This is a genomic window from Chitinophaga sp. CF418, from assembly GCF_900142925.1.
In the GTDB taxonomy this organism is placed as follows: domain Bacteria; phylum Bacteroidota; class Bacteroidia; order Chitinophagales; family Chitinophagaceae; genus Chitinophaga.
Genome location: NZ_FRCN01000006.1, coordinates 1 through 12,803 on the forward strand (window position 1 = coordinate 1; position 12,803 = coordinate 12,803).

A 12,803-nucleotide genomic window follows, 5' to 3' on the forward strand; every position below is an offset into this window, starting at 1 on the left:
TACTGAATAAAATTAAGGCTCTGCATATATGCCCATGTGTATAGCGCTATACAAAAGAAAAAACCGCCTCAATTATTATTGAGACGGCTTCTTTTGTTTTAAATGATCTTCAAGGACCTTTCTGCAACTATAGAGATGAGCAGCTATTGCCAGCTAAAGTGGCACCGGCGCCATTTGTTCCTGTTATAGTTAGTTTTACACTTGCCGTATCGAGTACTGTAATGCTATAGGGCGGAATAAATGCCGTAACGCCGTTGCCCGAAGCTGTACCTGATGTGTTGTTGAAAGCATTGCCTCTCAGCTGCACTGCAGTAGAGGTCTTATCCATCAGATCGATTGGATTTTTAACGTTCTCAAAAACGTTGGACTCAATCAACAGATTTGCTTCGAAGCCCGCCTGTATACAGCTCTTACTTACAGTGCTACTGAAGTAGTTATTTACAACGTGTACCTGGCCGAAACGTACGCGTGGCATTCTTGCAACGCAGCCCTGTGCCCACCAGCATCTTACAAAGGTGATGCGGAAATGGCCTCTGTCTGCAGTCGCGCCGTCGCTGGAACCGATCAGATCAGAAAATCTGTGGTCGTCAGAACCACCGGGACCGCCTGTCTTTGGTGCTTTTAAGTAAGTGAATTTGCAATTAGAGACAGTAATATAATCGGAAGTGTTTTTGATATCAAAGTTACCATCTACTCCGTCTCTGAATTCGCAGTGGTCTACCCACACATTGGTACATGCATCCAGTGTGGCATTATCCCAGCCATCAACATCATATGCGCCCGGACCGTCAAAGATCAGGTTCCGGATAATGATATTTTTACATCTCTTAACATAGATGATGCCTGACTTATCTTTGGTTTGGTCGGTCGATACTAATGTAGCGCCCGGGCTGCCAAAGATGGTTTTGCCTGTCTGGTCCTGGAAGGAAATCCTGCCTCCGGATGGAATGGTAATAGAGCCATCCACCTGTATTACTTTAATGCTCGTATTCTGAATAGCAGCTTTTAATGCATCGTATGTAGAAACCACGGTAGGTTTTGCCGTGTCTCCACCTGTAGTGCCTCCATTTGCAGATGCCCATGCCTGCGCAGAACATGTTGTCGCAGCAGCTACTTCAGCTGCCGCGCTGACAGTATCAGTATTGGCTATACTGGTATCTGAGGTTTCGTTTTTGTTACAAGCAGCAAAAATAAATGTCATTAAAACAGTTATCCCTACATTGCGCAAAGAATTGGTTTTCATGGATACTTGGTTTTTCTTTAAAATGTTGACTTGATTTAAATGTTCACTGTATATGAAGGGTCCTTGAAGTCTCCAGGTTATCAGGTATTCATTGTTCGCAACAAATGTACAAATAAAATGATATAACGGAAATTGATTATTGTTAACGCTGGGATAACATAAATTACTTCTTCGGGGGAGGAATGCGGAACCGATTATTTCGCTAAATTACTATGGGAAAGAATACTCTCTTCATTTTCAATTGTTAGTTATGCAAGATGCCACTTTAAAATCAGACCAATGGCCGGTGCTAAAGTATGATGAATTGAAAGACACATTGACAACGGTTCATCTGTGGACGCAAATTGCAGGGAAGATCCGTCTTAGAAAGATGCCCTGGTTAAATCATTCCTGGCATGTTACATTGTATGTTACGCCATTTGGCCTTAGCACGGGCAGCATGCCTTATAAGCATGGCCTTTTCCAGATTGATTTTGATTTCCTGTTTCATCAGTTGATAATTATCACCAGTACCGGTAAAAGAGAGGCGATCGGGTTGAGACCCCGGACAGTAGCAGATTTTTACAAAGAGGTGTTTGAGAAATTATATGCTTCAGGCGTAGACGTTAGCATTTATACAACTCCCAGTGAATTGGAGAATGCTGTTCCTTTTGAGGATGATCATGTAGAGCGTGCATATGACCTGGAGAAAATGGGGGATTACTGGCAGGCGCTTGTCAGGGTGCAGAAAGTATTTACCCGTTTCAGATCTGGCTTTACAGGTAAATGCAGTCCTGTACATTTTTTCTGGGGGGCTTTTGACCTGGCGGTTACCCGATTTTCAGGTAGAGATGCACCCCCACACACAGGACAGGCCCCCAACATGCCGGTTGAAGTAATGCGGGAAGCCTATTCCAAAGAAGTGAGCTCCTGTGGATTCTGGCCGGGTAGTGAGCAGTTCCCGCATGTGGTCTTTTACGCTTACTGTTACCCGTCTAATGCAGCGTTTGGAGAACAGCCTGTCAGACCGGAAGGGGCTTTCTACAGCAAGGAAATGGGCGAATTCTTCCTGTACTACGACATCGTTCAGCAGGCAGAGGACCCGGAAGAAACCTTACTGGCTTTTTTGCAGTCTACCTATGAGGCAGCCGCCAATACAGGCAACTGGGACCGTAAGGCCCTGGAATGCGATCTTTCAAGGTTTGAAGAGGAATACGGTTGTTTCAGGCCCCTGTGAGAGGAAGGCGAATATATCGCAATGGATATACGAACATTAGTATGTCCCGGGGGACGTGTTGTAAAAAAAGGTGAACAGATGCTATAGGGGTAACACTTTTGTGTTATCTAAATCGATGTTTTGGGCCTATTGAGGGTCTTTTAATGTTATTTTATCTGCAGACCTCGCTTTCTATATTATATTCTTAATAAATATATGTATTTTTCGGCCGGTGGTAAAAAAGATACTACCTAAATATCCCGAATATCGATTAACATGAAACCTACAACAGGTGTATTACTCCTGCTCGTTACCATATCTTGTTTTTGTGTTCTTACTCCAACCATGGCCGCTACTTTTGTCGTCACTTCAAAGGCGGACAGTGGACCAGGAACCCTAAGAGATGCAATCACTAAAGCTAACAGTAACGGTACTGCTGCAAAAGACTATATCTATTTTAATCTTCCCGGCACTCAACCGACCGACGTGACAATTACGTTGCTCAACGACCTGCCAGGGCTGACCAGCAATATTGCTGTTGATGCCTCTACACAGACTGCTCCCTTATTGGGCGCCAGTGGGGCAAGGGTATTCCTGTACCGGCAGGTAACAGGTGCGCCTGCAACATATTATGCGCTCAGGATCGACAATGCGCAGCAGGTGGAGATATATGGACTGGCTATCAAGAATACCTTGAATAGCACTATAGAAGGCCATGGTATTGAACTGAGCGGCACCTGTTCGGATATCACCATCGGCGGACCAGGAAAAGGGAATGTCATTAATGGTTACAAGTATTGTATCTACGGTGATTCAGGGAATTTCGATCCAAAGACCATCAGTAAGCTGGTAATACAAAGCAATATCATTGGTTTTGAGGAAGATGGAGTGACTGCAACTGCACAGTTGTCCAGTTATCAGCCTATCCTGCTTACGCATTTGAATGGTGTAACACTGGGTGGTAATCTGCCAAGCCTGGGTAATGTGATCATGGGCAACTATTATGGGGTGTCATTACGAACCGAGACGGGTGATGTGGTGGTATCTTTTAATAAGATCGGTACGGATGTCAACGGTACGGGTGTAATGAACTTCAGTATCAGGGAAGAAATGTTGGGTATATATGGTAGTACCACCGGCACTGTGCTGATCAGCGATAACCAGGTTGCAGGTGTCAGTATTCACGGTATCGGAATATTGGGTTTACAGAACGCGACTTTCAGGATCTTAAGAAACAAAATAGGAACAGAGATAACGGGCCAGAGTGTGCTGGGACAGCGCTCTTCAGGGGTGCTGATTACGGACTGTAATCAGGGGGTTATAGGGGGGGCGCTGGCCGATAAAAATATCATTGCGGGATGTTATGATGCGCCTGTTACTGTTGTTAATGCTTATCGCGTAACGGTGTCACAGAACGAAATGTTCTGTAATAATGTCACTTCCCTTAATCAATACCCGGCAAACAGCATTCAGCTGGAAAACTGGTATCCTACGGATGGCAGGCCGATGCCGTTCGTGCATGTCACTGCGTGTACTGCTACTACACTAAGCGGAACAGCTACGCCCAATGCAAAGATGGAAGTTTTCACTCCTTACAGATGCAGTGGGGGACAGAAGTGCGATGGCAGGAACTATATTGAGACCTTCTTTGCAGGTGCAGATGGTAAGTGGACATATGCCCTGAAAGGCAGGGATGGTGTTATCTTATCTGCGACTGACGCGGCAGGGGCGACCTCGGATTATAGTAATCCTGTATGGAGTGAGACTGTCGGACTCGAACGTGATATTATTCATACCGCCTGTGGTAAAAGCACAGGTAGTATCCCCAATAAATTACTCTACAATGCCACACCTTTCCATTGGGAAGATGAGGCAGGGAATACAGTTGGAACTGATACTTCATTGATCAACGTATCTGCCGGTAAATACAGGCTGGTGATGTACGGAGGAGGATGTAACAAACCGGAGTGTATCGTGTATTCTCCCTTCTTTGAGGTAAAGGATGAAACCCCGCTCGTAAAAACAACCACAGCAGTGATAACACCTGCTACCTGTGGCGTTAATAACGGCAGTATTAACGGATTGCAGTTACAGGGGATCAATTTGAAATTCGCATGGCGCAATAGTGCAAACGTGTTGGTTGGAACAGGTCCTACCATTAACAACCTGGCGCCGGATAGCTATACACTGACTATTACCGATACCGTTAATGGATGTACGGCTATGGGAGGCCCGTTTGTGATTAAAGGAGTTGCAGCCCCTGTGTTGGATGCCAGCGGAGCAGTGGTAAAAGATGCTATATGCAGCCAGCCTACCGGTAGCATTACAGGATTGAAAGTGACGGGTACTGGCGTTGTTACATATACCTGGAAAGATGCCAGTCAACAGGTAGTAGGGAATGCCCCTGATCTGCTAAATATGCCGGCAGGTGTATATACATTGTCGTTTACTGATGAATCTTTCTGCCCGGCCTTACCTTCCGCTCCATTTACCATAGCTGCACCCGGTGTGATCAACATTGACCAGAATGCAGTCGTGATAAAAGAGGCTTCCTGCGCTGTGGATGATGGTGGCGTGACCGGTCTGCAGGCCACAAATGCGGAGACGGTGCGCTGGGTAGATCAGAATGGTCTGACTGTGGGGAATAGTCTCGACCTGACTAATGTGCCGGCAGGTGCCTATATCTTGCAGATCAGCAATACAACAGGATGTTCTGCAACGGCTAACTTTACCGTTCCGAAACATAAGCCTGTGCCTATGTACGTAGGACAGATCAATACACAAAACCCTGTCTGCAATCTGCAGAACGGCAGTGTGACAGGTCTTGTTGTAGTAGGGGGAACACCGGCTACTTACAAGTGGTTTGATCAGAGTGGTACCCTCATCACTCAGAATAAAGATCTGACAAATGTGGGCGATGGCACTTACAGGTTATATATCACAGATATTGAACAATGTGAACAACTGGTAAGCACTGTTAGTCTGAAAACCCCTGATTTACCTGTGATAGATGACAAATTAGCCTATGTGATAGATGATGTGTGTAATACCACTTCCGGTATGATCACTGGTATCAGTGTTGCTGGAAAACAGCCGATAAGCTATGCATGGCTGAACGAAGATAGCACGGTTGTTTCAACTTCCCTGAGGGCGGACGGTCTGCCCGGAGGGGATTATACCCTGCAGGTAACTGACGGCTACGGATGTATTGTCAACAGTCGTCCTTTTCCTGTTCTGATGGTAGATATCCTCTTGCTGGCTCCTGCGGCAAAAGATGTGACTATCATGAAAGGAATGACGACAGAGATCAAGGTAAACGACAAACGTATTGGTATCTATACATTGTTCAAACCTGGTACGGAATGGTCGGAAAACAATGATTCAGGTTTGTTCCGGATCCCCGGGATTACAGAAACCACGACATTCGGAATGACTTATCAGTTCGGGGATTGTGTGAGCCCGACTACCACCCTTACGGTACATGTGATAGATGCTATTAAGGTAGTGGCCCCCACAGCCTTTTCTCCCAATGGAGATGGTCATAATGATATATTCAAACCTAAAGGATATGGTCTGGCCTCCTACAATCTCTTTACCGTTATGGACCGCTGGGGTAATGTGGTGTTCTCTACAAAAAGTATTGAGGCGGGATGGGATGGTACTTTCCGCGGTAAGAAAGTAGAAGCAGGCGGTTATGTGTGGATGATACAGGGGATTGACATCCTGGGGCATCCTGTCCAGGAGAAGGGCGCCGTACTTGTTGTCTATTAGGCCGGAGGAGTAAAAAAATACGTGTAAGATTGCTCAATACAGCTTAATATTGTTTTTTGCTTAAGTATGTATCGATCGTTCCTTACGCTATTTTTGTTACTCATTTTAAATACCATAGGACAGGCACAATCTTATTTATCCTATGGGTTGGCCTTTAATGGACATGAGGCAGTTGCGGAGAAAAGGACCGCTTTTGAAATTGCCACTGGTAAGCCGCTCTGTTTTTCCGGTGTCGTGCGTATTGAATTTGATCTGAACTTTGTATCCTACAATCATATCTATTTTGGTTACATACTCCGTATTGTTAACGACAATCAGAATATTGACCTGATCTATGATCAGAAGACCTCTCTTTTCCGGGTTATCTCCGGCCAGCATTTCTTCAATATCTCGTTCTCCTGCGATGCTTATAAATTGTACAATGAATGGAACCGCGTATCTGTTACCCTGGACCTGAAGCGGCAACAGATCGCATTAGCTGTCAATAATAAAAATGTGGGCAGCCACGCCTTTTCGTTTAAAGGTAACTGCTTCAAATTCCTCTATGGAGCGAATGATGACGAGCGGTTTCACACCAGGGATATTCCTCCCATGCGTATCAAAGATATCCGGATCTTTCATGATGAACAGCTTACCTGTCACTGGCCATTGGCAGAAGTGGCAGATACGCTCTGTTATGACGATATCCGGCAGGAGCCTGCGAAGGTCAAGAATGGGGTATGGCTGAAACCGGGGCACCAGTACTGGAAAACGACCGGTTCTTTTCAGCTGAACGGAAATGCAGTGGTGGCATTTGACCAGCGGAACGAGCAGCTATTGATCACCGGTATTGATTCTATTATTACCTACGATCTGCGTCAGCAACAGCACGCCAGGACCGCAAAGGCTGTGGAACAGGAGAATATCCTGGTGGGATGCCAGAGCATCTATGATACGCTCAGCAGCCAGTTGTATAATGTTTACATTGACCATAAGAAGGTGGCTGCGTACAGCTCCGAACATCTGCAGTGGACCGCCTCTTTCCCGGATACCATACTCACGGAATTCTGGCATGCCAATAAATTCATTTCTCCCGTAGATACTGCTTTATACATTATCGGTGGATACGGGCAGCTAAAATATAAGAACCTGGTACAGCGATACCAGCTGCGCACTGGTCAATGGGAGGTATTGTCCACGGGAGGAAGCTTTTTCCCGCCGCGTTATCTTGCGGGTCTGGGCCTGAATGCTATCGGCGATACTGCTTTTATTATCGGAGGTTATGGCAGTATGACCGGCGATCAGATGTTGGATCCCCGCGGGTATTATGACCTCTTTGCTTTTGATGTACGTAGGAAGACTTTCAGCAAGCGTTTTAGCCTGGATTCGGTATATGGCAGTTTCACTTTTGCCAATAGCCTGGTCATCGACGCTAAGAGAAGACAATATTACGGGCTGGTATTTTCCAAAGATAGTTTTAACTCCCGCCTGCAGCTTATACAAGGCTCGCTGGACAAACCGGTGTACAAACTGACAGGTACCCCCATTCCTTATTCTTTTTATGATGTGCAGTCCTTTGCAGACCTCTATTATGCCCCCGGTGTCGGTAAGCTGATCGCGGTTACGTTGTTGTATGATGATCAGGAGCTGCGGCAGCGGAAAACGACTGTGAATGTTTATACCATTGATTTCCCTCCGCTTGACCTCGGAAGTGGAGAAGAGAAAACAACTGCCAGAAAGGGACTTTTAAGTAAGTGGCTCATTTTCATGCTGTTGTTTTTTGTAGTTGCTATAGGGACTTTGTGGTGGCGATTCCGGAAAATTAGCTTGCAAAAGCGGAGAGAAGACGATACTGTGGTTGAAGGAGAACCCATAAAGGAGGAATCTGTGGAAGAGCCGCATACTGCCATAGAACCGATGGTAGAAGAGCCGTATTCTGAGGAAAGTACAACAGTTCAGCCGGAGACGGACGAGCAACCAGAGGTAGAGGAACAGCCGGAATCTCCCAGGTCAAGCATCCGCCTCTTTGGCCCTTTCCAGGCATTTAACGGGGAGGGAGAAGAGTTGACTGGACTGTTCACTCCACTGATGAAAGAACTGTTGCTCCTGATCCTGATTTATACCGTGAGGACCGGGCAGGGTATCACCGCTGACGAACTGAATGAGATCCTTTGGAATGGCAAATCGGCTAAAGATGCCAAGAATAACAGATCGGTCAACCTGGCCAAGCTGAAAACCATCCTGGAAAGGATCGGGAATTGTATGGTCAATAAGAAGTCGGTATACTGGCAATTTCAGTACACAGAAAACTATTTTTATCTTGATTATGAACGATTTGTCAGCCTGACTAAAAGAAAGGTTGCTGCAGACCGGGCATTCATTGCAGACCTGCTGAAGGTGGTCGAGACAGGGGCCTTTCTGGCTAAGACGGAATATGACTGGCTGGATGATATCAAAGCTGAAGTAAGCAATGCCGTTATTGATCTCAGCCTGGGATACCTGAAAGAAGATAAACAGGCAGGGGAAGACGCGGAATTTGTGATAAGGGTGACGAACGCGGTCTTTCTTTTTGACCGCCTGAATGAGGAGGCGCTGGAGTATAAGTGTAAGAGTTTGATACAGTTGAAACGATATTCGTTGGCGAATAATACCTATGAAAAGTTCATAAAGGATTATAGAGACATTTATGGGGAGGAGTTTTATAAGTCGTTTAATGATGTGATCAGATAGTTTTTGATCCGGTCAGGGTTCGGTCGGTATTCGGTCCGACTATCCTGCGAATTCCTATCTAAAGGCGCTATAGTCCTGCATTACACCTGCTGTTCTATAGCGTTGGCTATAGAACAGTGCCTATAAAGCTATAGTAGGGAGCCTGTAGGCTATAGACTCCACCGAAACTCAAGGCCATCTTAGGCGAATATATACCCTTCCGGGCCGCCCCAAACCGTGCAACCCCTGGCGGGGTTGATTGGTGTTTTGTTGTGGTTACCGGATTGGTGGGGTTGTTATCCATCCGTGGGGTTGTGTTGTCATCGGATTCCCGGGGTTATCACCCCGGGCTACAAACACGGCAACCCCTGGCGGGGTTGATTGGTGTTTTGTTCCCAAATCAGAGTTTGTGACGCATTTTTTAAAGAAAATGATCAGTTAATCTCCGCATTAACCCTTTTGTTAAGCCTTTTTTAATCTCCCGGATAGTTTATTACACTCAGTTGCGTATGGTCTGATTACCAGTTCTCTTTGAGGGGAACTTATGAATCTATGTCATGTCTTTGTTTTCCTGGATCAGCATTAAAAGTATTTGAATAGTATAAAGAGTTTATTCCTGTTATGAAATCAGAGATCTACAGACCTCCTTGTTAAAAGCAAAGCTTGCAAATATGAAAAGATCCACGTATGACGCATGCGTCCATGTTATGAAGAACACGGGCGGAAAGTCCCTGTTGTTACAATTACTGTTTATTGGGGCCATCATTTTATCCGGGGCGGAGAAGAGCGCCGCACAAAAGAGGGATAGTGCAGGCTCGGCGTCCGGGACCATTACCGGGCAGGTCGTCGATTCTGCCAATGGGAATGTACTGGCGGGGGTGACTATCGGTATTATCGGTACACAGTCGGGCGCCATTTCCGACAGGGAAGGCCGCTTTACGGTGAAAGTACCGGAGGGAAAACCCGTATCCCTGTACGTCAGCCTGGTGGGATACCGGGAACTGAGGATACCTTACAGCGGTTCAGGAAATTTAGTGGTGCGCCTGCCGTCTACTACCACCGGCTTAAACCAGGTGATAGTAACGGGCTATGGCACCCAGCGAAAGGCGACGGTGACGGGCGCCGTTTCTGTGATCAGAGCCAGTGAACTGGTAGTGACCAAAAACGAAAATGTCATCAATATGATGACGGGCAAGCTGCCTGGTTTGCGTGTGGTGCAGAAAAGCAGTGAGCCGGGCGCCTATGATAATGTGTTTGATATTCGGGGGATGGGTAGTCCGTTGGTGGTCATAGATGGCGTGCCCCGGAGTAGTGGCGACCTTTCCAGGATGGACCCCAATGAGATAGAGAGTATTTCTATCCTGAAGGATGCTTCTGCCGCTGTTTACGGTGTGCGTGCGGCCAATGGGGTGATCCTGGTGACGAGTAAAAAGGGAACCCGCAGCCAGACAGGCAAGTTTGACATCACCTATGCGGTGAACCAGAGCTGGCAGCAGTTCCTGAATGTGCCGCAGGGAGTGGATGCACTGCAATATATGATGCTGAAGAACGAGAAACAGAAACGTGATTTCGGCAACAACTTCTATAACCAGATGCCGCCTTCCTTCTCTGATGCTGATATGGAATTGTACCGGAGTGGCACATTAAAATCGTCCGACTGGGTAGGCGCTACGATGAAGGACTTTGCGCCGGAAATACAACACACCCTTAGCGTGAACGGGGGCAATGATAAGGCCAATTACTTCTTTAACCTGGGTTATTTCAACCAGGATGGTTTGTTCCGCAGCGGAGACATGAACTACGACCGCTGGAACTTCAGGTCGAACATCAACGCTAAGATCACGGACAGGCTACGTGCGCAGTTGCTGCTGTCAGGTTATACTGATACCAAGAACCAGCCAGGCGGCAGAGGTATATGGGAGATGTTCAAATATACCTGGAACCAGCTGCCGACTGACCAGATCTATGCGAACAATAATCCCCTGTATCCCCACGTGATGCCGGACAATGCCAATCCGGTGATCATGACAGATGCTGATTATGTAGGTAACCAGGCATTTAAGAATAAAAACTTCCAGGGGCAGCTGGCGCTGGAATATGATATACCGGCTATTGAAGGATTGATGGCCAGGGGAATGTATAACTATGGCTTTAATATCGTGGACAATACCATGGTGAAGAAATCTTATACACTCTTTGAATACGACCGGCAGAATGATAAATATATCGGAACAATGGTCAATTCTCCATCCACTGTTAACCGTACTTATGGTAATAACACTTCTACGCTATACCAGTTATCACTGAACTATACAAGAAAATTCGGCGGCAGGCATAATGTGACCGGACTGGTGTTGTACGAAGAAAGCCATGCCACAGCCGACAACTTTTACGCACAACGTGAATTCTCGCTGGGTATTCCTTACCTGTTTGCCGGCGATGCGAACAATCAGCTGGGCAGTATGGACGGCAATGGTTTGTGGGAAACCGTGAATAAGGGTATCGTGGGTAAAGTAAATTACGATTTTAAGGGCAAATACCTGCTTGATTTCAGTTTCAGGTATGATGGGTCCAGTAAGTTCAAACCAGGGGCGCAATGGGGATTTTTCCCGGCTATATCGGCTGGCTGGCGTCTGACAGAGGAGCATTTCTTTCAGGGATTGGTGTCTCCTGATATCATGAGCAATCTGAAATTACGTGCTTCTTATGGTAAAACCGGGGATGACGGTGCCACCGGCTTCCAGTACATATCCGGGTATAACTATCCCTCCCCGGGTTATTTCTTCGGTGGTAATTATGTGAATGGGATGGCTTCCCGGGGTGTAGTGAATCCGGACCTGACCTGGTACACTGCCAAAACACTCAATATGGGTATAGACTTCGACCTGTTGAAAGGAATGATAGGTGGTTCCGTGGATTATTTCATCAGGAACAGGGATGGCCTGCTGGCTACCAGAACAACCACACTGCCGGGTACTGTAGGTACTAACCTGCCACAGGAGAACCTGAACAGCGACCGGACCAGGGGGCTTGAAGTAGTGCTGACGCACCGCAATACCATCGGTGATTTCAGCTATAATATCAGTGCGAACGTATCTTCTACACGCACCATGCTGCGTAATGTACAGCAGACCCGCGCGGGAAACTCTTATGAGAACTGGAAGAACTCCCCGCAGAACCGCTACACGAATATCTGGTGGGGAAAACAATACGGCGGGCAATTTACCTCCTACGACCAGATATACAATTACAATGTCAATGCCGGTGGCGGTAACCAGAACATCGTACCGGGCGATTACTACTACCAGGACTGGAATAACGATGGTGTAATAGATGGCAAGGACGAATCACCCATCGCAGTCAGGGATCTCCCGCTGATCAACTTCGGGATGACCCTTGGTGCGGCATGGAAAGGCATTGACTTCAACATGCTATTGCAGGGCGCTACCGATTTCTATGTACAGTATGCTGAGCAGATGGCGGAGCCGTTGATGTATGGCCGTGGCGCGCTGACACAGTTCCTGGACAGGTGGCATACAGCTGATCCCAATGCAGATGTATTTGATCCCAATACAGTGTGGGTGCCCGGCAAATATCCTGCCATGGGCTCGCCGGTAGCAGAAGGTACCAAAGCCGTGCAGGACGCCACTTATCTGAGGATTAAAAGCCTGGAGGTAGGATATACTATTCCCCGGAAATTGCTTAGCCGTATCGGCATCAGCAACATAAGGGCATATGTCAACAGTTATAACCTGGCCACTTTTACGGGTTTAAAGAACAGTGATCCGGAGCATCCCGGCAGCGTGGCCAATGGTGCCGATTGGAACTATTCCCAGGGCGGATATAAGTATCCTATGAACAGGACATTCAGTGTAGGGGCCAGTGTTACTTTTTAAATAGAAAACA

The 12,803-nt window shown here is 46.8% G+C and carries 5 protein-coding genes; 4 read left to right on the plus strand and 1 reads right to left on the minus strand.

The features are described 5' to 3' along the window. Positions 1-127: 127 nt before the first annotated feature. Complete coding sequence (locus tag F3I09_RS14325; protein ID WP_149695721.1) at positions 128-1,243, minus strand: polysaccharide lyase family 1 protein; 1,116 nt, start codon at positions 1,241-1,243, stop codon at positions 128-130. A gap of 250 nt (positions 1,244-1,493) precedes the next feature. On the opposite strand from F3I09_RS14325, the gene F3I09_RS14330 reads away from it, so the two are divergent. The 4 genes from F3I09_RS14330 (at position 1,494) to F3I09_RS14345 (ending at position 12,793) form a co-directional block, all read left to right on the plus strand. Next, positions 1,494-2,459, plus strand: coding sequence for a DUF5996 family protein (locus F3I09_RS14330; RefSeq protein ID WP_149695722.1), 966 nt, complete (start codon positions 1,494-1,496; stop codon positions 2,457-2,459). A 255-nt stretch (positions 2,460-2,714) separates the two neighbouring features. Next, on the plus strand, positions 2,715-6,209 hold the full coding sequence (locus F3I09_RS14335) for a gliding motility-associated C-terminal domain-containing protein (RefSeq protein WP_149695723.1): 3,495 nt from the start codon (positions 2,715-2,717) through the stop codon (positions 6,207-6,209). A 93-nt stretch (positions 6,210-6,302) separates the two neighbouring features. Continuing rightward, positions 6,303-8,918, plus strand: coding sequence for a hypothetical protein (locus F3I09_RS14340; protein WP_188133808.1), 2,616 nt, complete (start codon positions 6,303-6,305; stop codon positions 8,916-8,918). 650 nt (positions 8,919-9,568) lie between these two features. After that, on the plus strand, positions 9,569-12,793 hold the full coding sequence (locus F3I09_RS14345) for a TonB-dependent receptor (protein WP_149695725.1): 3,225 nt from the start codon (positions 9,569-9,571) through the stop codon (positions 12,791-12,793). Positions 12,794-12,803 lie beyond the last annotated feature (10 nt).